This window comes from Dyella sp. BiH032, from assembly GCF_031954525.1.
In the GTDB taxonomy this organism is placed as follows: Bacteria; Pseudomonadota; Gammaproteobacteria; order Xanthomonadales; family Rhodanobacteraceae; genus Dyella_D.
Window position 1 is genome coordinate 511,608 of the sequence record NZ_CP134867.1, and the last position, 21,059, is coordinate 532,666.

At 67.2% G+C, this 21,059-nt stretch carries 17 protein-coding genes and 1 pseudogene; 7 read left to right on the plus strand and 11 right to left on the minus strand.

Translation table 11 applies throughout. The features are described from left to right. Positions 1-26: 26 nt before the first annotated feature. From RKE25_RS02040 to RKE25_RS02060, 5 genes are all read right to left on the minus strand, one after another. Positions 27-4,634 carry an autotransporter-associated beta strand repeat-containing protein gene (locus tag RKE25_RS02040; protein ID WP_311840605.1) on the minus strand — a complete coding sequence of 1,536 codons (4,608 nt, stop codon included), beginning with the start codon at positions 4,632-4,634 and terminating at the stop codon, positions 27-29. 576 nt (positions 4,635-5,210) lie between these two features. Then, complete coding sequence (locus RKE25_RS02045) at positions 5,211-5,624, minus strand: VOC family protein (protein ID WP_311840606.1); 414 nt, start codon at positions 5,622-5,624, stop codon at positions 5,211-5,213. 164 nt (positions 5,625-5,788) lie between these two features. Next, on the minus strand, positions 5,789-6,016 hold the full coding sequence (locus RKE25_RS02050; RefSeq protein ID WP_311840607.1) for a hypothetical protein: 228 nt from the start codon (positions 6,014-6,016) through the stop codon (positions 5,789-5,791). A 161-nt stretch (positions 6,017-6,177) separates the two neighbouring features. After that, positions 6,178-7,407 (minus strand): RNA polymerase sigma factor, encoded by a 1,230-nt coding sequence (locus RKE25_RS02055; RefSeq protein WP_311840608.1) that lies wholly within the window; start codon positions 7,405-7,407, stop codon positions 6,178-6,180. Beyond that, on the minus strand, positions 7,407-7,835 hold the full coding sequence (locus RKE25_RS02060; RefSeq protein WP_311840609.1) for a YciI family protein: 429 nt from the start codon (positions 7,833-7,835) through the stop codon (positions 7,407-7,409). The genes RKE25_RS02055 and RKE25_RS02060 overlap by 1 nt, the downstream gene beginning before the upstream one ends. Positions 7,836-7,944: 109 nt before the next feature. On the opposite strand from RKE25_RS02060, the gene RKE25_RS02065 reads away from it, so the two are divergent. Next, the gene (locus RKE25_RS02065; protein ID WP_311840610.1) at positions 7,945-8,460 is read left to right on the plus strand and encodes a DUF6151 family protein; all 516 of its coding nucleotides are present in this window, start codon (positions 7,945-7,947) and stop codon (positions 8,458-8,460) included. Positions 8,461-8,496: 36 nt separating this feature from the next. On the opposite strand, the gene RKE25_RS02070 is transcribed toward RKE25_RS02065, so the two are convergent. Beyond that, entirely contained in the window at positions 8,497-9,426 is a 930-nt protein-coding gene (locus RKE25_RS02070) for a LysR family transcriptional regulator (RefSeq protein ID WP_311840611.1), read from the minus strand. A 120-nt stretch (positions 9,427-9,546) separates the two neighbouring features. On the opposite strand from RKE25_RS02070, the gene RKE25_RS02075 reads away from it, so the two are divergent. Beyond that, positions 9,547-10,302 carry an SDR family oxidoreductase gene (locus RKE25_RS02075; protein WP_311840612.1) on the plus strand — a complete coding sequence of 252 codons (756 nt, stop codon included), beginning with the start codon at positions 9,547-9,549 and terminating at the stop codon, positions 10,300-10,302. 123 nt (positions 10,303-10,425) lie between these two features. On the opposite strand, the gene RKE25_RS02080 is transcribed toward RKE25_RS02075, so the two are convergent. Together RKE25_RS02080 and RKE25_RS02085 are read right to left on the minus strand one after the other, a co-directional pair. Beyond that, positions 10,426-11,298, minus strand: a complete 873-nt coding sequence (locus RKE25_RS02080) for an NmrA family NAD(P)-binding protein (RefSeq protein WP_311840613.1) — start codon at positions 11,296-11,298, stop codon at positions 10,426-10,428. A gap of 30 nt (positions 11,299-11,328) precedes the next feature. Next, entirely contained in the window at positions 11,329-12,261 is a 933-nt protein-coding gene (locus tag RKE25_RS02085; RefSeq protein ID WP_311840614.1) for an NADP-dependent oxidoreductase, read from the minus strand. Between the two features lie 116 nt (positions 12,262-12,377). Here RKE25_RS02085 and RKE25_RS02090 point away from each other — a divergent pair, with 116 nt between their 5' ends. Then, positions 12,378-13,262 carry a LysR family transcriptional regulator gene (locus RKE25_RS02090; protein WP_311840615.1) on the plus strand — a complete coding sequence of 295 codons (885 nt, stop codon included), beginning with the start codon at positions 12,378-12,380 and terminating at the stop codon, positions 13,260-13,262. Between the two features lie 125 nt (positions 13,263-13,387). Here RKE25_RS02090 and RKE25_RS02095 read toward each other — a convergent pair whose 3' ends face one another. After that, positions 13,388-14,368, minus strand: a complete 981-nt coding sequence (locus RKE25_RS02095; RefSeq protein ID WP_311840616.1) for a lipase family protein — start codon at positions 14,366-14,368, stop codon at positions 13,388-13,390. A gap of 457 nt (positions 14,369-14,825) precedes the next feature. Between RKE25_RS02095 and RKE25_RS02100 the strand changes: the two genes are divergently transcribed. Together RKE25_RS02100 and RKE25_RS02105 are read left to right on the plus strand one after the other, a co-directional pair. After that, entirely contained in the window at positions 14,826-15,536 is a 711-nt protein-coding gene (locus RKE25_RS02100; RefSeq protein ID WP_311842307.1) for an rRNA pseudouridine synthase, read from the plus strand. A 212-nt stretch (positions 15,537-15,748) separates the two neighbouring features. Further along, positions 15,749-17,272 (plus strand): alpha/beta hydrolase, encoded by a 1,524-nt coding sequence (locus RKE25_RS02105; protein WP_311840617.1) that lies wholly within the window; start codon positions 15,749-15,751, stop codon positions 17,270-17,272. Positions 17,273-17,305: 33 nt separating this feature from the next. Here RKE25_RS02105 and RKE25_RS02110 read toward each other — a convergent pair whose 3' ends face one another. Next, positions 17,306-18,076 carry a TIGR00266 family protein gene (locus RKE25_RS02110; RefSeq protein ID WP_311840618.1) on the minus strand — a complete coding sequence of 257 codons (771 nt, stop codon included), beginning with the start codon at positions 18,074-18,076 and terminating at the stop codon, positions 17,306-17,308. Positions 18,077-18,358: 282 nt separating this feature from the next. On the opposite strand from RKE25_RS02110, the pseudogene RKE25_RS02115 reads away from it, so the two are divergent. Further along, positions 18,359-18,610: pseudogene (locus RKE25_RS02115) on the plus strand (RebB family R body protein); the annotation flags it as partial. Between the two features lie 485 nt (positions 18,611-19,095). On the opposite strand, the gene RKE25_RS02120 reads toward RKE25_RS02115, so the two are convergent. Then, positions 19,096-20,016, minus strand: coding sequence for a hypothetical protein (locus RKE25_RS02120; RefSeq protein WP_311840619.1), 921 nt, complete (start codon positions 20,014-20,016; stop codon positions 19,096-19,098). Positions 20,017-20,678: 662 nt separating this feature from the next. Here RKE25_RS02120 and RKE25_RS02125 point away from each other — a divergent pair. Continuing rightward, positions 20,679-20,981: a hypothetical protein gene (locus RKE25_RS02125; RefSeq protein WP_311840620.1), complete on the plus strand. Its 303-nt coding sequence runs from the start codon at positions 20,679-20,681 to the stop codon at positions 20,979-20,981. The last annotated feature ends 78 nt before the right edge of the window (positions 20,982-21,059 follow it).

Here is a 21,059-nt window from a genome sequence, read left to right on the forward strand (position 1 = left end):
CGAGCGCCGCGGCATTGCTGCTTGACCTAGAAGCTCTTCGAGAAGCCGGCGCTCACCGCCTGGTTGCGCAGGTGGCTGGCGAACTGGCCCTGGTAATCCAGGTACAGGCTCCACGACGCACCCGCCTGCGCGGTGATGCGCGCGCCGACAGTGGCCATGCCGCGTCCCGGTGCACTGCCGGCAAGCGCGAACTGCGTGCCGTCCTGGCCGGTGGCGCGTACCAGCGGCGTGTTGGCGCTGCGCGTGTCGTAGCGATAGCCCAGGTCGAACTGCGGCACGTAGCGGACGCCGCCAGCGACGAAGCTGCGCGAGAACGCGACGCGCGCATACGGTTGCAAGGTGTTGTACGTGCTGTCCTGGCCACGCACGGCGAAGGCATCGGCCAGCGGTTGCGCGCTGCTGACCGTTTCGCCGAAGCCGTCCAGGCGCTGATGCTGGTACAGCGCGCCCAGGGCCGGCGTCACCTGCCACTGGGCCGCGGCGAACGGCCAGGCCGCCTGCAGGGCGATGCCCGTCGCGCTGCCGTCGGGGCTGGCCGCGGCGCGGCCGACGCCCGTCTGGCGATAGATGTCGTAACTCCCGCGCGACACATCGACCGTACCGGACAGCACCAGCGGGCCGGCATTCGCATAGGCGTACAAGCCGCCATGGAGGTTGTCCGCCCGGCCATGGCCGCCGAGGCGGTCCGTCGCGTTGATACGTTCGACGCCGGCTTCCACGCCCAGGTGGACATCGGCGCCGAGCGCGTGGTCGAAGCCGCCTTGCAGCGCGAACGCCGTGCTGTCGAGTCCATTCGCGCCGCGGAGCGAATCGCTGCTGCCGCTGTATTGCATCCAGAGATCGCTGTCGCACGACGAGCCCAGCTCGTCCTTGCGCTTTGCTGCCGTGTCGCCGCAGCTGTCCTCGTGTGGGCGCAGCGTCGCATCAAGCACGGTGGCGAGCGACCGCATGCCGGCCAGGCTCGCGCTGCGCATGAGGTTGGCGTACAGCGCGCCATCGACGGGTGCCACCACGGTCGGCGTGACCGGAGGCAGCGTGGCGGCGGCCAGCACCAGGTTGGCCCGCGTGGCGGTATAGGCCACGGTGGGGTTGAGCGCGGTTGGCGTGGAACCGCTGGAGGTCACATTGGCGAACGTGCCCGTCAGTGCCTGGGCCTGCACCAGCGTGTACGTCGTGGCGGTGTACGTGCCCGGTGCATAGATCAGGCTCAAGCCGCCAGCCAGCGAGGCATGGCCGTTCACGCGCAAGGCCGAGGCCTGTGTCGGCGTCACGTCGATCTGCAAGGTGGCGCCGGCGTGCTGCGTGTAGTTGCCGTTGATGGTCAGCGTGCCCACCGAGCCGCCCGGCCACACGATACCGTCGCTGACGACGTCGCCGGCGATGGTGCCGTGGCCGCGCAGCGTGCCGGCGTTGCTCACCGTGACGTTGCCGGCAAGCGATGCGCTGCCGTGATCGATGTCGCCCACCTCCAGCGTGCCGCCACTCACCGTGGTGCCGCCGATATAAGTGTTGGCGCCGTTGAGGGTGAGCATGCCGGTGCCGGTCTTGGTCAGGCCGCCGCTGCCGGTGATGGCCGATGCCAGGCTGAGATCGGCATCGGTCCGCAGCGTGCCGCCGGCCCCTTGCAGGGAGATGGCGCGCGCGGTGGCGAACCCGGCGGTGTTGCGCAGCGTGCCGCCGTCGAGCGCGAGCGCGCCGGCGGCAGCGCCCAGGTTGGCATCGCTGCCGACCGACAACGTGGCGCCATGGACGGTGGTGCCGCCGCTGTACGTATTGTTGCCGGCCAGCGTTTCCGTGCCACCGCTCAGCACGACGGCACCGGTACCGCCAATCACGCCGTCGTACTGGCCCCGCGCACCGGTAAGGCTCAGCGTCTGCGCGCCGAGGTCGACGGCGCCGTGTCCGTCGAGGCTGGCGATCGACGCACCGCTGGTGGCGCCGGCGATGTCGAACGTGCCTGCGTTGATGGTGAGGCCTTTCGACGCGGCAATGCTTCCCGCGCCCGTCAGGCGCAGCATGCCGCCGTCGAGGGTGGTGCCGCCGGTGTAGGTGTTCGCGCCGCTCAGTTCGAGCGTGCCGCTGCCTTGCTTGATCAGCGCGCCGCCGCTGCCACCGGCGATGCCGCTGTCCGCGATGGCACCGCCGAACGTCGTGTCGTTCGCCGTGCCGAGCGTCAGCGCATGGCTGCCCAGTGCGACGCTGCCGTTGCCGGCGAGGTCGCCGATGGTGGTGCCGGTGCCGCTAAGCGCAGAGATGTCGAAGCTGCCGCCGGCCATGGTCACGCCGCTGGAGGCGGCGATGCTGCCCGTGCCGAGCAATTGCAGCGTGCCGCCGTTGATCACCGTGGCGCCGGTATAGCTGTGAGCGCCGGACAGCGCGGTGACGCCGGTGCCCTGCTGCGTCACGCTGCCGGTGCCGCTGATCGCGCCGGCGAAAGCGACGTTGTCGGAACGGTCGAAGACCAGCGCGCCGTCATTGGCCACGTCGCCTTGGAGGGTTCCGCTGGTGCCGCCCTGTCCCAGCTGCAGGACGCCGCCGGCGCCGATGACGGTGCCGCCGGTATAAGTGTGGTTCGCCGTAAAGATCGTGGTGCCCGCCAGCGCCTCGACCTTGCCCGCGCCGCTGATCGCCGGCGCGAACACATAGCCGGTGCCGGTGTGGTTGAACACCAGCGTGCCCGTGCCGTTGCCGAAGACAATGCTCGATGCGCCGAGAAAGCCGGCATCCGCGGCGGCACTGCCGGCGGCGGCGCCGATGTTCACCGTGCCGACCGAGCCCGCGTTCGCGGCGATCACGAAGCCGCCGGTATCGTCGATGCGGCTGCCGTTCGATACCGTCAGCACGCCCGTGCCGCGGTTGCCCACGACGAAACCGCCCGCGCTGATGTGCGTGGCTTGGCCGGTCAGCGTGACCACGCCGTTGGCGCCGGCCTGATCGCCGACGGTCAAGGCGCCGGCCGAAAGCAGCGAGCCGCCGGTATCGAGCGCCAAGCTGCCGTTGCCGCTCCCACCGATGACGGTGTTGCCCATCACGCGGAAGAACGAAGGGCCCGTCACGTTCGCCGTGCCCTGGTCGCCGGCCTGATCGCCGACGACCAGGTTGCCGCCCGAATAAGCCGTGGCACCGTTTTGCAGCGTCAGCACGCCGTTGCCGTCGGTGCCGACCAGGAAGGCATTGCCGCTGCCGTTGGCGTTGATATTGGAGCCCGCGTCGACGACCAGGTGGCCGTTGTCGGCGACGGTGTTGTTGTCGGCGTAGCCGCCGTTGTTCACCAGCATCGTGGCGCCGGTGATGTTCAGCGCACCGGACTGGGTCGCCGCGCCGTTCAAGGTCAGCGTGCTGCTGCCGACCACGTTGAGGTCGCCGGCGCCGGAGAGCGTGCCGGTGTACTGCAGCCCCTTTGTGTTGGTGTCGATGGTGACGGCCGCGCCGTTGCCCAGGTCGATATGGTTGCCCAGCACCTGGCCCGCCACCGCCGCATCGATGGTGGCCTGCGCGCCCGCGGCCAGGCCGATGTCGCCGACGATGGTGCTGCCGGTGAGCAGAGTGAGCGCATTGCCCGTGCCGTTGAATTCGATCGCGGTCGCGCGCGAGCCGTCCGCGTTGAGGCCGCCGCTGATCGTGCCCTGGTTGCTGATGATGCCGCCGCCCCAGGTGACGACGCCATAGCCGCCGTTGCCGTTGGGCGCGCCCGCGCCGCCGGTGATCGTGCCGGCGTTGAACAGGACATCGCGCTGGCCTGCCAGGTTGACGCCGGCGCCCCCGGTGCCGCCGCGCGCCGAGCCATCGTTCGTCGCCGCGCCCGCCGCGCCGCCCGCGCCGCCGGTGATCGCGCCGGTGTTGATCACCATCGTGTTGGTGCCGAGGACCAGCAGGCCATCGCCGCCTGCGCCGCCGCCGCCGTTAAAGCCGCCGTTGCCGCCGTTGCCGCCCGCGCCGCCGATGAGCTGGCCCTGGTTGTCGATGCTGGCGCTGGACCCGACGGTGATCATGGCCGCACCGCCGCCGCCGCCACCGGCACCATTGGCCGCGAAGCCGCTCAAGCCGTTGCCGCCATTGCCGCCTGCGCCGCCGGTCACCGTGGCGGCGATCGTCGCCTGCGTACCGGTGAAGAAGAGCGGGCTGCCGCCACCGCCGCCGCCGCTGGAAAAATTGTTGCCGTCAGCGCCCGTCGTGCCCGCATTGCCGGCTAGCGACGCACCGACGCCAATATTGCCCCCGATCGACACCCCCACGGTGCCGCCCGCGCCGCCCTGGCCCGCATCGCCCGCCGCGCCGCTGCCGCCATTGCCGTTGGCCGCGGGCGAGCCGGTCGTGGTGATGGTCGCCCCGGAGCCGAAGTCGAAATAGCTCGACCCGCCACCCGAGCCGTTGCCTGCGCCGCCGCTGCCGGTGCGGTTGACCACACCCGCGCCGCCGGGCGCGCTGCAGGCGACGGTATCGGTGGAGGTGCAGGCGCTCCAGGCTGGCGAAGACACCAGCGCCAGGCTCAACGCCAAGGTCAGCGGATGGAGCGCCGTCGAACGGCGCGGCGCCTTCGCGCCAACCGACGCGTGCGCGCCGTTCGCGAGTTCGGACGCGACCTGCGGCTGGCGCAGCGCATGGTTCCAGACGAGCCGGTAAACGTGATTCATGCTTTCCCCTGTCGTTACGTCGATACCGCGCGATGGCGGACGTGCCGACGTGCAGGCGTGCGTCGTCGGCATGGTCGTGCACCGCGTTCGGCGGCAGGTGGGCAACCACAGGCGCGCAGGCCAGACGCCTTCGCGCCCGGACCTTGCACACATCAAGCGATCCCCCTTACAGACGGCGTTCGCCGTTTTCCTTCATCGAGCCGAAGACGCTCCGCTACGCCGGGTGTATGCCGATGGCTTTTCGGCCATGCATGACCGTCCAAGCGCTTCATGCCGAGCATCTATGCGATTCGCAGGCCAAGGTCGTCTTTCTGGAAGACGGCTTTGGCTGACCGCGAATGATACGGCAGTCCTCCGCGCACGGATGCGATACGGACAGGGCCGCTTTTTACCCTGGGCTATCGAAGGAGATCCTGATTCCGCGCTGGCCGCTGTGCGGGAGCCCGGCGGATGCAACGGACGGATGACGCTCGCGTCAGGCGATGCATATGGTGGTACTCATGCGACTCCCGGAGGCGGCCGTACCCCGGGGCAAGCCCTTCGGGCGAAGGCGTAGCTGCCTTCGCCCGATCCTGCTTAGCCGTGCGGCGGGATGGCGCTGGGGTCCATCCACATGATTTCCCAGATGTGGCCATCCGGATCCTCGAAGCTGCGGCCGAACATGAAGCCGTAGTCCTGGACGGGCGTGGGGTCGGCCTTGCCGCCGGCCGCGCTGGCCTTCTCGACGATGGCGGACACCTCGTCGCGGCTGGCCGCCGACAGGCACAGCAGCACCTGGGCATTGGCATGCGCGTCGACGATCGGCTTGCTGGTGAACTGGCGCCACTTGTCGTGGGTGAGCAACATCGTGTGGATGGTATCGGAGAACACCATGCCCGACGCGGTGTCGTCCGAGAACGCCGGGTTCTTCACCGCGCCGACCGCTTCGTAGAACGCCGTGGAGCGCTTGAGGTCCGTCACCGGGAGGTTGACGAAGATCATCTTGTTCATGAGGTTGCCTTGGGTTACGCGCCGGGGCGGGATTGCCGCGGCTGTCTACCGACGAGCGGGACGGAGGGAAATCGACAAAGGCCGTCATGCCAAGAATCTTTTATCGGCGCGACGGTCTCGTTCCAGGTGGGCGGCTCATCCGTCACTGCCGGCCGCGAACCGGCTTACGCCTCGGCCTTCATCACGATCAGCTGCGGGCTGTCGTCCAGGCCTTCGATGCGATCCGCCAGATGGACATGGCCGAACTCGGCGCGCTCCATGTCGGCGGCGAGGTGGGTGAGCACCTCGGCGATCGCGCGCAGCTCGTCCGGCGTGCACACCATGGTGACCTCGGAGAGCTTCAGGGGAGCTTGCGAGGTGACGGCGTTGTCCGCGTAGCCGAAGAGCTTCATGCCTGGGAATCCCTGATTCGATGGGGCGCGGAGTGTAGCAGGGGGGCGTGCGGCGGAGCTTTCGCGCCACCGTCGGCGTGATCCGCGGCACGGTCCGCACACAGGGACCTGAAGGTCGAGGCGGGGCGAGTACGTTGCCAACCGTCGAATCGCCCACCGCCCTACCCGAGTTCCGACAGCCGCCGTCGCAGGAACCGCTGCTCCGCCGCCTGTCGCGTAAGGGCGAGCGCGTGTTCGTAGGACTGGCGTGCTTCCCAGGCGCGCCCGAGCCGGCGCAGGACATCCGCGCGGGCCGCGTGCGCGTACATATAGTGTTTGAGCCCACCGGTCAGCATGGCCGCGTCGATAGCCATCAAGCCCGCTTCCGGCCCATCGCGCGCGGCGATGGCTGCGGCGCGGTTGAGCGCGACCACCGGCGACGGTTCCAGCTGGTACAGGATGTCGTAGAGCGATATGACCCGGGACCAATCGGTGCGCTCGAAGCTCTCGGCGTCCGTGTGCGCGGCGGCGATCATCGCCTGCAGCAGGTAGGGGCCCGCCTTCCGCGTGGTGAGGGCGTCGGCGACCAGCTGCTCGGCCTCGGCGATCTGCTCGCGATTCCAGAGCGAGCGGTCCTGGTCTTCGAGAGAGACGAAGTCGCCCGCCGCGTCTACGCGGGCGGCCCGGCGCGCGTCGTGCGACAGCATCAGGGCGAGAAGGCCATGCGCTTCGGGTTCGCGCAGCAGTCCGGCGACCAGGCGTCCCAGCCGCAGCGCTTCGTCGCACAGCAATGGCCGCATCAATGTGTCGCCGGCGGTGGCGACATAGCCTTCGTTGAAGACGAGGTAGATGACCTTGAGCACCGGTTCGAGGCGGAGCGGCAGGTCGGCCGGCGATGGCGTTTCGTAGGGAACGCCCGCGTCGCGCAGCTTGGCCTTGGCGCGTACGACGCGCTGGCCGATGGTGGGCGCCGGCACCAGATAGGCGCGGGCGATGTCCTCGGTGGTGAGTCCCGCCACTTCGCGCAAGGTGAGCGCGACCTGTGCGTCCGGCGATAGCGCGGGGTGGCAGCACAGGAAGATCAGCCGCAGCTCGTCGTCCTCGATGGCTTCCGGCAGCTCGGGCGCCGGGGTGGTTTCGTCGAACGCCGGTGCCGCGAGCAACGCCTCCGCGAGCCGCCCGTCGCGGCGCCAGCGGTCGATGGTCTTGAAGCGCCCGGCTGAAACCAGCCAGCCATACGGGTTGGCGGGAACGCCTTCGACGGGCCAGCGGTCGGCGGCCGCGGCGAAGGCTTCGTGCAGCGCTTCCTCGGCGGCGTCGAAATTCCCCAGCAGCCGGATCAGCGTGGCACGGACGCGCCGCGCCTCCTGCCGATAGGCCGCTTCCAGCGCGACGTAGGCGCCCGGCTCCATCACAGGACCGGGCGGGGTTTCGAGTCATCGGGCACGGGGCGCACTTCGATCGAGCCCAGCGTGGCGAAGGGCAGGCCGCCGGCGATCTGCACCGCCGCGTTGAGGTCGGGCGCCTCGATCACCACCAGGCCGCCGAGCATGTCCTTGGTTTCCAGGAAAGGGCCGTCGGTGGCGGAGAGGCTGCCGTCGCGCACCTGCACGGTCATGGCCTCGTCCGGCAGGGCCAGCGGCTGGGCGAAGACGAGCTGGCCCTTGGCGCTCAACGATTGGTTGTGCGTACTCGCGGCCACAAGCATGGCATTCGATGTCGGGCTGCCGTCGAAGACCTTCCTGGGATCGAAATAGATCAGGCAGACGTAGCGCATGGCGAGGTTCCCCTGGCGGATGGTGTCGTCTACTAGTCGATCCAGCACGGCCGAATTCGACATGGACGGAGAAAAAAAGCCTGCCGCTGTCGAAAACCGTGATGCACGGGCGACCACCCACTACCGGTCATCGCCGCATGACCCCATCCCCAACGGACCAAGGAGTCATGCCATGCCGCCCCAGCCGCGCCATACCTCGTCCTGCGCTTGCGGCGCCGTCCTGCTCGAAGCCTTCGGCCCGCCGATCGACGCCGTGGCCTGCCATTGCGCGGACTGCCGGAACGCGGGCCAGCGGATTCAGGCGCTGCCGGAGGCCCCACCCGTCCTCGACGCCGGCGGCGGCACCGCCTTCCTCGTCTTCCGCAAGGACCGCATGCGTCCGGTCCGCGGCGCCGAGCGCCTGCGCGCGCTCAAGCTCAAGCCCGCATCGCCCACCTCGCGCTATATCGCCACCTGCTGCAACGCGATGATGTACGCCGGTTTCGACGACGCCAAACACTGGGTGTCGATGCATCGCGACCGCTTCCAGGGCGAGGTGCCGGCGGTGCGGATGCGCGTGTGCACCGGTTCCTTGCCGGACGACGCCGTTCCGACGGATCTCCCGCGCCATCGGGGCTACCCGTTGTCGTTGATAGGGAGGCTGGTGCTGGCCGGGCTGGGCAAGTGGATGCGAGGGGCGGCCGGCTGAGCGCATGGCGCAGGCGCCGCGGCTCGTATCGCCGCATCAGCCCCGGTCGCGGCCCGGATGGCGGTCGTAGGGCTGGAACACGCGCGCGACCCATTCGACGAAGGCGCGCAGCCGGGCGTTCTCGTGCTTGGACCGCTCGAACACCACGTGCAGGTCGTGCAGCGGGCGTTGCCAATCCGGCAGCAAGTGGACGAGACGGCCGCTTTCGAGATAGGGCGCGGCCATGAAGCCGAACGTCTGGCCCACGCCCAGGCCGTGCACGAGCGCGTTCAAGTGCGCCGTACTCTCGTTCACCAGCAGGCCATGGCTGCTCCGTGGGTCGATCTCCATCGTGTCCTCGCCGCGCTGGAACAGCAGGCGGAACGGGCGGCCCGTGAGCGACGAGAAGTAACCGACCACGTCGTGCTTCTCGCGCAGGTCGTCCGGGTGCGCGGGGGTGCCGCGGGCCCGCAGGTAGAGCGGGCTGGCGCAGGTCACGTAGTCGAGGCTGGCGATGCGCCGGGCGACCAGCGAGGTATCGGTGAGCGCGCCGCCGCGGATCACGCAGTCGACCGCATCGCCCACCAGGTCGACGTGCCGGTCGCTGACGCCCAGCTCCAGGCGGATGTGCGGAAAGGCGGCGCGGAACTCCACCAGCCGCGGCAACAGGATGAGGTTCGCCAGCGAGGACCCGACATCCACGCGCAGCCGGCCGCGCGGACCGTCCTGCGGGTCCGAGAACAGCGTGTCCATCTCATCGAGATCGGCGAGCACCTGCGTGGCGCGCTGGTAATAGGCCTTGCCTTCGTCGGTGACCGACACCTTGCGCGTGGAGCGCTGGAACAGCTTCACGCCCAGGTGCTGTTCCAGCTCCTGGATCAGCTTGGTGACGGTAGCGCGCGGCATGTCCAGCGCGTCGGACGCCTTGCCGAAGCCGCCGGACTCGGCGATCCGGACGAACACGCGCAGCGCGGTCAACTGATCCATGGGGGCTCCGGTGGCGACTATTCACCGGTGTGAATAGTGATGTGCGGCTGCCCATCTTAATCCGCCGTGGCCCGCGGCCTACCGTACGCCCATCGCATCACTCACTCACGGAGTTACCTCATGAATACCCGACTGAAAGGCAAGATCGCCCTGGTCACCGGCGGCACCAGCGGCATCGGCCTCGCCTCCGCGCTGGAACTGGCCCGCGAGGGCGCCAAGGTCTATGTCACCGGCCGCCGCCAGGCGGAACTCGACGCCGCCGTGGCGGCCATCGGCGCGAGCGCCACCGGTGTGCGCGGCGACGTGACCCGGCCCGACGACCTGGCTGCGCTCGCCGCGCTGATCAAGGACAAGGAAGGTCGCCTGGACATCCTCTTCGCCAACGCCGGCGGCGGCACCATGGCGCCGCTGGGCCAGATCACCGAGCAGCACTTCGACGACACGTTCGACCGCAACGTCAAGGCACTGGTCTTCACCGTGCAGGCCATGCTGCCGCTGATGCCGGCGGGGGGCTCGATCATCCTCACCGGCTCCATCGCCGGCAGCAAAGGCACGGCCGCCTTCAGCATCTACAGCGCTTCGAAGGCTGCGGTGCGCGCACTGGCACGCAGCTGGGTGCTGGACCTGAAAGAGCGCCAGATCCGCGTCAACGTGGTGAGCCCGGGTTCGATCCGCACGGTTGGCTTGGCCGAGCTGGGCGGCGAGTCCAAGGATGCGCAGGATGGCTTGCTCGCCTACCTGGCCTCCCTGGTGCCGATCGGGCGGTTGGGCGAGGCGTCGGAGATCGCCAAAGTCGTGGCCTTCCTCGCTTCCGACGATTCGAGCTTCTTCAACGGCGCCGAGCTTTTCGCCGATGGCGGCCAGGCGCAGATCTGAGTGCTCGAAGCCATGTGGCACGGCCGTTTGCGTAACGTCGAACAGTGCCTGCGCCGGTAGACCAGGAAACGCCGGAAGGATCGAGGCATCGCGCCTCGATCCTTCCGCCTGTGCATGCGCCGGTTAGTCGTGCGAGCCCACCATCTCCCGCACCGCCTCGCGATAGCTGCGCAGCGACCGGCCCAGCATCTTCTCCAGTGTTCCGGCCGTGCCCTTCTCGGCATGCATGCCGCGTTGCTGGATGCCCTGCATCATCAGGCGCATGTCGTAGGCCAGCCAGTCCGGGCCGTAGGCGGCCATCTGCCGTTCGAAGCCATCGAGGTCGTCGCCGCCGTAGGGGATGTCGCGCTGCAGTGCTTCGCCCCAGATGCGTGCAGCGGACTCGCCGGTGAGTGCCTCGGGGCCGGCCACATCCAGCGTGCGCCGAGGCAGCGGATGGGGTGCGCGATGCCGTGCCAGCAGTTCGACGACCGCGATGTCGGCGATGTCGCGCACGTCCACCATGCTCACGCCGGCCTGGCCGATCGGCATCGGATAGACGCCGTAGTTCTCGACCACCGACTGGATGCGTTCGTCGTTCTGCATGAAGTACGCCGGGCGAAGGACGGTCACCGGCAGGTCGAGGCTTTTGATCATGCGCTCGACCGTGTGCTTGCCGGTGAAGTGCGGCACGTTGGTGTAGAGGTCGGCGTGGATCACCGACAGATAGACGATGCGTTCGATGCCCGCCTCGCGGGCCAGATTCAAGGTCATCAGCGCCTGGGTGGTTTCGTCGGCGGTGACGGCGTTGAGCAGGAACAAGGTGCGGACGCCGGACAGCGCCGCGCGCATGGAGGCCGCGCTGGTCATGTCGCCGACCACTTCCGTCACGCCCGCGGGGAGCGCGATCTTGCCCGGCGTGCGCACGAGCGCTTTCACTTCTTCGCCGCTGGCGGCGAGGCGCTGGACGATCCGGGAGCCGACAGTGCCGGAGGCACCGGTAATCAGGATGCTCATGGTCTTTTCCTCGAATGGGAGATGGGAAGGTCAGAGGGCGAAGTCGACGACGGTCTTGCCGACTTGCGGTTGCGTGCGGTTGCGCTCGATCGCGGCGGGCAGCTCGTCGAAGCGGACGGCGGCGGCGACCTTGGAGCGCAGGCGTCCGTCCGCCACGTCGTCGGCGATGGCCTGCAGCCGCGCGGTATCCGGCGTGTTCACGAACCACAGGCCGCGGCGGCCGGCGGGCGTGTTGGAGAGGATGGCCGGCGACGCGGTGCTGACGATGGCGCCGTCCTCGGCCAGTACCGACCACGAGCGGGCGAGTACTTCGCCGCCGACGTAATCGAGCACCAGATCGATGTCGCGGGCGGAAGCCTCGAACTGCTCCAGGTCATAGGCGATGACGTGGTCCGCGCCCAGGCCGCGCACATAGTCCGCGTGTTCGCTCAGCGCCGTGGCGAATACCTCGGCGCCCGCCTGGTGCGCGAACTGCACCGCGAACCCGCCCAGGCCGCCGGCGGCGCCGTGGATCAGGATGCGCTGGCCGGCATGGATGGGGCCGGCGAAGTGCAGGCTTTGCCACGCAGCGACGGCGGCCACTGGCAGCGCGGCGGCGTCCACGAAGCTCAGCGCGTCGGGAATGATGGCGAGGTTCGCCGCGTTCACGGCGACGAGATCCGCGTAGGCGCCCAGCCCGCCGAGCGGGCCCATGACGCGATCGCCTTCGCGCAGTCCCGTGACACCCGGGCCGACCGCCTCGACGACGCCGGCCAGTTCGATGCCCAGCGTGGTGGGCAGCTGCAGAGGGAAGGCGTCGCGGACGTAGCCTTCGCGGACTTTCCAATCCAGGCCGTTCACGCCGGCGGCGCGAACGCGGACCAGCGCTTGGCCCGGGCCGGCGGTCGGCGCTTCCGCGGACGCGACCTGGATGGCGTCGGGGCCGCCGTACTGGGTGAGGATCAGGGCACGCATGGTGTTCATGGGGTTCTCCTTGGGTTTGGGGCACCGAAGTGCTTGCGTGGGACCCAAGGTAGGCAGTTCCGCATTCAAAACACAGACTCTAAGATGTAGACATGTCGTATCAAAAATGAGACGCCATGGACCTCAACGCCCTCGAAGATTTCCAGCTGGTCGCCGCCCACGGCGGCTTCGGCAAAGCCAGCCGCGCGAGCGGTCGTTCCAAAGCCACCTTGTCGCGCCGTGTCGCCGACCTCGAAGAAGCATTGGGCCTGCGCCTGATCGAACGAGGCACGCAGCGGCTGGAGCTGACCGAAGCCGGCCAACTGCTGCTCAGCCGCACCGAAGGGCCGATGCGCGAAGTCACCGAAGCCGTCACGGCTGCGCGCGACGGCCAGGCCGCGCCGCGCGGCCGCTTGCGCATCGCGGCGCCGGTGTTGTTCTCGCAGTTGGTGTTGGGCCGGCTCGCCGCGCGGTTCCGCGCGCTCTATCCCGAAGTGGAAATCGAAGCCGTGGCGGAGGATCGCCGCGTCGATCTGGTCAACGAGCACTTCGACATCGCCATTCGCGTCAATCCGCGCAAGGACAGCGACCTGGTCGGCCGCTGCTTCGCCCGCGACCGGATGGTGCTCGCCGCCGCGCCCTCGGTACCGATGCCGAAAGGCCGGCGCGACAAACCGTTTCCGGTACCCGCCGTAGTGATGCCCACCTTCCGCGACGGCGATCTCTGGACGGTGCGCAACGGCCAGTTCACCGTCGCGCCGCAGCCGGTGCTGCGGCTGTCATCGCTGCTGATGGTGCGCGATGCCATCGCTGCCGGCGCGGGCGCGGCGATGGTGCCGCAGTCGATCATCGGCGGGCTGCTGGAGAAGGGCGAGCTGGTGAGCTGGGGCATCGCCGGCGACGAAGTGGAGCTCTGGGTGCTGCACACGTCGCGGCGATTGCAGAGCCCGAAAGTGCGGGCCTTCGTGGAGTTCATGAGCCAGCAGTATCCGGGTGGATCGCTGGTGATTCCGGCGGGATGAGGGCGATCGCCGGGATGTCACCTCTCCAGCGCATGTCGATGGAGAAACGCTTGGAGGACGACCGGTTCGATGATCCTCCCGATCGCCTCCCTCTCCACCGGACATCGGTGCCCTGCTTCACCGCATCACGAGTTAGGCGGCAACCAGACGTCCCCGTCCTTCAAGCCCAGCAAGGACAGGTAGGCATTGACGTGCTGGTAAGCAGCCTGTTTGTCGAAGTCGGTGTCCTTGTTCTCGATGATCGAGGTATTGACCGCCCCCGTGAGCGTCTGCGCGCCGGCCGTCGGCTGCTGGTAGTTCAGGAAATCCAGCACCAGCATGTTGTTGTTGATGCCGTTCTTGATCTTGTCGGGCGTGGCGATGTCTGGCTCGTAGATGGTCAGGATGGTCTGGATGCTGGTGGGGTTCCAGGCCTGCGGTACCGTGTCCTTCGAGTTGACGATGCGGGTCGACGCGCCGGCCATGGTCTGGTCGAAGTAATCGGCGAACTGTTGATTGCCGGCGGTCGGCCCGGCGAAGGTGAAGCAGCTCAAGGTGGCCGACGGGAGCTGCTCTTTCAGGTAAAGCGCGAGCACCGAGGCGAGGGCTCCGCCGAGGCTATGCCCGACCATGACGACCTTGCCGCCCGACGACGTCTGGCCCTGCAGGTAACTCACCAGGCTGGCGCCCGAGGACGTACTTTGGATGATGGCTTGCGCGCCGGCCATGGCGCCTTTCGAGATGGAGGCATCCGACGGCGCGCCCGAGATCAGCGCGCTCGCGCCGGTCTGGGCGATGTCGTTGTCTTCCTCGTCCACGTCGTAGTCCGAACTCCCGTTCGTCCCGCTGGTCACCACGCGCAAGTCGCCCGAAGGGTCTTTGAAAACGGCGGTGACGTTGGCGGTGTAGCCCGCGGTGTCTCCTTTGGTTCCCGGGTCCAGATAGATGGAAGGCCCCCACACGAGAGCGAAATCCTTCGCATACGTGGACTGCTTGATCCGGTTGACGATATTCGCCTGCACCACTGACACACTTGGGTTCTGTAGGGCATGGCCTTGGTCATCCACGGCGGCGTTGTTGAGTACAAACGCCAGCGTGAGATTGATGTTCGTGTCGTTCGAAGACATAGCCGCACTCCTTGCTTGGGTACAAGACAACGTTCCCCGCTCCGGGATGGAGGAGGTGCTCAGAAACGTGGGTCTTTGTCGCCGGCTGGGCGCGTGGAGGAAAGTCGATACGCTCCCTATTCGACTTGATCACCTTGGGTGCTGGTTGAACATGGCCTGCAGATTCGGGAGTACTCACCGTGCGGCATGCAAGCCATGATGTCCGTCTCGTGAAGCAAAGCTAAATGCGCAGCCGTGCAAGTGTCGTGAAAAACGCGACGTTCTTTTTTTGCAGCTTGGCGATCGTTTTTCTTGAGAGACGTCGGAGTAAAGAGGCAAAGCAACGGGTCACTCCGTGCAACGCGTCGCGTTGCCGAGCATGCGGACGCCGTTCCGATCTGCCGCAGCTGCTACTCGCCGCGCCGGCGCCAGCTGGGCGATGCCTATAATGGCGAACATCACTTTCCTGGCAGCACCCATGACCGAACCCGTACGCCTCGCCAAACGTGTCGCCGCTCTGGCTCAGTGCTCGCGGCGCGAGGCGGAGATGTATATCGAAGGCGGTTGGGTGCGCGTGGATGGCGTGACCATCGAGGAGCCGCAGTTCAAGGTGCTGGATGAGCGCATCGAGATTGATCCGCACGCGAAACTGGAACCGCCCGAGCCCGCCACGCTGGTGTTGCACAAACCTGCCGGCATCACGCTCGACGAGGCGCGCGCTCTGGTGAATCCGCAGAGTCACGCCGAGGACGACCCCTCCGGCGTGCGTTTGCTCAAGCGCCACTTTGCTCGGCTGGAAGCACCATTGTCGTTGCCGGACAAAGCCAGCGGCCTGCTCGTGTTCACGCAGGACTGGCGCGTGAAGCGCCGGCTGGAAGAGGACGCCGACCGTATCGAGCAGGAGTTCGTAGTGGAAGTGACAGGCACGCTCGCGCCAAATGGCCTTGCCCTGCTCAACCACGGCCTGGTCTTCGACCATTACGCCTTGCCGCCGATCAAGGTGAGCTGGCAGAACGAAACGCACCTGCGCTTTGCATTGAAACGCATCGCGCCGGAGAAGATCGAGCGCATGTGCGCCGCGGTGGGGTTGAAGGTGCTGGCGATGAAGCGCCTTCGCGTCGGCCGCATTTCCATGGCGCGGTTGCAGCCGGGCGAATGGCGGTATCTGGCGGGTACGGATCGCTTCTGATCCGCGCCTGCAGGTGGCGATGGAGCGCCGGTTGTCGCGACACACTCACCTCGCGTGCCTTGGCGTCCTGCAATTCATCCGGCTCAATCCTTTCCCTCCGTTCCACCCCCGCCGCTCCCTTGCGCCAACCTGACCTTCCTGCCTAGATTCACGCCCATGCCGTAAGAACTCGCCAGGGGTGGCGTGCACGGCATTCGCGAAGGGAGAAGCCGATGCCGTTCCGTGCTGCACGCGTAGTCATGCGCGCGTCGTTGATCGCGCTTGTCATGGGTTCTTCGGCGTCATGGCCCGCCGCGGCAGCGGAACCTGCCCATCGCGCTGGCGAGACCGTCATCGAAAGCGGTGTGGCCACCGCGATCGACGGCTCGTCCATGCCCTACGAGATCGGCACGCTTTACGTGCCGGAGAATCGCACCAAGCCCGGCAGCCGGCTCATCGGCGTCGGCTTCGCGCGCATCAAGGCCGCGAAGCCAACCCAGGCGCCGCCCATCGTGCTGCTGGCGGGCGGGCCGGGCGTGACCATGCTCGATATCGTGCTGGACAAGGACGAGACCGCACGGCGGCGGGTCAAGGCGTGGCAAGCCTATGCGCAGGTGGCCGATCTGCTCGTCATCGAACAGCGCGGCTACACGCTGCGCGGCGATCGCATGGAGATCCCCAGCAAAGCGCTGCCGCTGGATCGCCCCACCACGGTGGCCGACGACATCGACGTCACCCGCGACTTGGCGCGCCGCGCACCCGCGGCGTATCCGCAGGCCGATCTCTCCGGCTACTCCATCGGCGAGATTGCCGATGACGTGGCCGATCTCAGCCGGGCGCTCGGCTACGACAAGATCAGCGTGGTCGGCGCGAGTTTCGGTTCGCAATGGGGCTTTGCCGTGATGAAGGCGCACCCGGGCCTGGTGGCGCGCGCTGTCATCACCTCGGCCGAGCCGCTGGACTACGGCTACGACATGCCTTCCCAGGTCTACAGCATCTATCAGCGCATTGCCTGGGAAGCCGATCAGGATCCCGCACTGAAACCCTGGTTGCCGTCCGGCGGACTCGTGGCGGCGATCTGGGCCGTGCGCGAGCGCCTGGCCAAGGCGCCGGTCACGGTGACGGTGAAGGACACCGCCGGCAAGACGCAGCGCGTGGTGCTCGGCGTGGAGGACTACCAGTCCGCGCTGCTCGACGCCGCGCAGCACGCCGCCACGTTCCCGCGCTTCGTGCTCGATCTCTACCACGAGCATTACGACGCCTGGGCGCGCGATGCCATCGCCAGCCGCGCGGGAGAAAACCGTTCGTTGATCAATCCGCTGATCAACATCGGTCTGGACATGAGCGCGGAGCGGAAAGCCCTGCTGCGCACCGATCCGGCGCTGCCGATCATCGGCGGCTGGAACTTCGCCGGTTATCTCGCGACCAAGGGCGAATGGGCCACGCCGGATGCCGGCGACCGTTTCCGGCGACCGGTCCGGGATACGACACCGGTGTTGTTCGTCCAGGGCGATTGGGACCCATCGACGCCGATGGAAAACACGCTGGCCATGCTGCCGTGGTTTCCCAACGCCCGCATGATGATCCTGCACCGGGCGCAGCATGGCGGCACGTTCCAGTGGCTGCGCACGCGGCCGGAACTGGCCGCCAAGGTCTATGACTTCCTGCGCACTGGGAGTTTCGGCGACTTGCCGAGCGAGGCGAGCCTCGACCCGGTGGCGTTCGAGAAGCCCGAAGTGGCCGCGCCGCCGCGCTGATACGGCGGCGGCCACGCCATGCCGCGTTTCAACTCACCGATCGTCCCCGCTTAGCAACGAGCCCACGATGCCGCCCACCAAGCCGCTGCCGAGCGCCGCACGGTTGGAGCCGCCTTCGCCGCTGGGCATGTATTCGGCCAACTGGTGCGCGAGCCGCGAGATGGGCAGCGTCTGCAGCCACACGGTGCCGGGGCCGGTGAGCGAAGCGAGGAAAATGCCGTCGCCGCCGAAGAGCGCGTTCTTGATGCCGGGCACGGTGACGATCTGGAAGTTCACCGAGCCCTGGAACGCGCCGACGTGCCCCGGATGAACGCGCAGGTTCTCGCCCGGCGCCAGATCTTTGCGGATCAATTCGCCGGAAAGCTCCAGCCACGCGGTGCCTGTGCCGCCGAGCTTCTGCAACATGAAGCCGCTGCCGCCGAAGATGCCCGCACCCAGCGATTGCTGAAAGCCCACGCTGATCGACACCTGCGGCGTGGCGCAGAGAAAGCCGTGCCGATGCACCATGTACTCGTTACCCGGGCTGAGCGACACCGGCACGATATGGCCCGGCACCTTGGTGGCGAACGCCACTTCGCCCGTAGTGCGCGCGGCCTTGTATTCGGTCATGAACAAGGTGCCGCCGCCGATCACGCGCTTGAGCGCACCGAACAGACCGCCACCACCGCCCATCTGGGTGTGCGTGCTCATCTGGATGGACGAGGTCATCCAGGAAAGCTCGCCACTTTCCGCGAAGATGCTTTCGTTGGGGTCGAGCTGGACTTCCAGTACGGGCATCACGGTGCCCTGGATGCGGGTTTGCATGAAGGTGTCCCTTGGGTCTCGGGTAGATCGCGGACGGAGGCCGCGCGGCGAGCGCATGGTCCGCGCAATTCGCGCCCGGGGAGAAGTGCCTTTTGGCGACGCAAGAACCTGCGTTCAGCGCCCGCGCCATGCCACACCAAACGTGGCACTGTGTGGCGCGGGCGGATTTCGACGATGCTATGCCCGCAGCAAGCAGGGGAATTCGGTACCAACACACCTACCCGGCTGGACGCGCGTCGCGATGGCGCGCGGCCGGGCGACCTCATTCGGAAGGGAGCTCTCATGTCCGCCACTACCCCATCCATCAATACGCCGGTCAACCCGCAGGTCACCGACGCCGTGACGCAAAGCAATGGCGTGCCCACCTACGGCCAGGCGCCGGCCATGGCGCTGGCCTACCTCTATCAGGTCACGGCCTGTGTACTTGCCAACGCCGCGCAGAACGCCGTCTCCGCACAGCAACAGAGCGCCATCACGGCGCAGGCGGCGACGACCGAGGCCGTGGTCCAGTTGTATGCGATCGACACGGCGAACAAGAGCCCGGCACTCGATGCGGCGCCGTCTTCCCGTGACATGGCAACGGCCGCGGCTTTGCCGGAGACGCTGGCGCATGGCGCTGGCGTGGCCGCGCCGCATCACGTGGTCGGCTTCGACCATGCCGGCCCCTGGGCCCATGCCGCGCACGAGTTGATGGGCGCCGTGGCCAGCGCGCTGCGCGAGTTCGAGCAAGTGGCGCAGGAAACCAACATGGCCACCATCAAGCAGGCGGCGACCACCGCGGTGTTGGCGAACATGATCAAGGCGCCGGAGCGGTTGGAGCAGTATCAGAAGATCTTGGCGTTGATCGAAGAGCTTTGAGGTCGCCAGCTACAGGCGACGCTTCGTGCGTTCACCATGGGCATATCCGCGCATGACCGTGCGCGGTTTCGATATGCCCATGGGCGCGCTCAGGTCAGGCCATGCACGGTGCCGGCCAGCGATGGAAGCCGCTCTGGCCGGCGATCACGCGCCGGCGTGGTTCACTTGGATGGAAGCAGGTGGAGCTTCGACACCTCTTGTCGCAGCGCTTCCTTATTCCCCTCCTTGGGCCAACCGATGACCTCGCCGGTCACCTTGCCGTCCTTGAGGAAGATAAACGTCGGCGTCTGCCAGATACGGACCTCAGGCCAGTCGTTTCCCGCATAAGCGATGGACATGGGCGCGGATGGGTGCTTGCGGTTCCAGTCCTGGAACGGGGTGATATCCACGCCACGATCCGGTGGCGATACCCACACGGACGACCGCTCGAAAATCCTCTCCAGCACGGGGTCCGACTCGATCGCCGCCATCGCGTGCTGCGTGAAATGGCAAAGAGGATGAGCCACCACCAGGATGTGCTCCCCTTGTTCCAGCGCCACCTTGCCTCCCGTCACCGCATTCCCGGCGGCGGCGATATGCAATACGGCATGGTGCACGTCGCCAACCGGCGCACCGCGATAGGCAATGGGCTTGGCCAGGCCCGCCTCGCCATGCTTCGCATAGTAGGCAGCCATCTCGTCAAACTTCCGCCCTTGGAAAAGCGCGGCATAGAACGTCTCGACTTCGCTGGATGAGGCTTCGTGCCGGGCTTCCAGAGCCATCGTGATCCGGCGCAGATCCGAGAGATGCGCATCCGTGGCTTCATAGAAATCCGCGGACGAGGCGGCCATGAACATGGCATGGAGATCGCGTGAGGGGACGTTCGCCAAATCCATGGACTGCACGGGTGCGAACAGCTGCGCATAGGTCGCGGAGATCAGGCGGGCGCGGTCCGCTGAGTTGGCGTTGTTTCTCGATACCTTCTCCAACTGCAGCTGGGCTTTCTCCCACGGCGTGGGCTCATCATGAGCTGCTGCCGCGCCGTGAAAGAGCACGCCGGCCATGACCAGGAGGATGGATAAGCGCCGAGCTAACGCCATCATGCAAGTTCCTTTGCGTGGATCGTGGATAACGAAGAGTATGTGCAGCGCGCACGGATCGGCGTTCGCGCAAGGCGTTTGACGGCCGAAGTTTCCTATCGATGCTGCCAAATCGCGCGGCGCTTTCGCAACCACACCAAGTTCGCGCACGTCGTAGGCGCGAGACTACAGACAACAAAAAATGATTTTGATAGTGTCGATGGCGTTGCCCGCGGAGTGGTGATGCGCGTCGCGGACAACCATGGCAGCAATGCTATGAGAGCGCGGGCCAAGGGTGCTGGACACACCCCTGACCCGCTGACCATAACCAACTAAACGGGAGTTGATCATGGCTAAGCCAGATCATACGGTACTTGCACGCCCGCCGATCCCCTCGGCGACATCCTCATCGCCAAATCGGGCCGTCTGCATACCTCGCAGACACGGTTGAAGAACCGCGGCCCAGGTGGTTTTCGTTGGAAGAATCCTAGCCGTGTAACCCGGCGCGTCGCCCTGCGCGACGGCGGAACTCACTGACGCCGCATTCCACTTCTCAATCAAGCCGCCCGGGGTCCAGCCATGGACCACCGGTGAAACCTCGAGTCCGTGTGATCGCGGCACGCTGAGTGGTTGGCGGCGTGCCGTTTTCGGAGCGGGGAGCGGCGCTTTATGACAAGGAGTTACTTATGGATGTTTTTGGCGAACCCTGGACCACACGTCATGCCCGCTATTTCGTTGATCCCAAAGCGGGGGCGGAGGCGCTGCTCAACGATGCCTCGGAATGGCTGCAGTACGCGCAGGCCAACCTCAATGTGCTGATCGAGCTGGTTAACGAGCGCGGTGCGCCAGACGTGCGGCGGTTGACAGTGGTGTTGGAAGGGATTGGCGCGTTTATCGAGATGGGGATGCGTAGCGCCGGGCAGGCGCATATGCGGGTGCAGTTGGAGAAGGTGCGGAAGGGGATGAGAAGTCCTGTAGCCGTGCCGTAGAGATACGGTGATCGCAGTGATAACGCAGTCGGCGGCCTTACTTCTGGCCGCCGCCACTCACGCATGCTTAGCCATGCG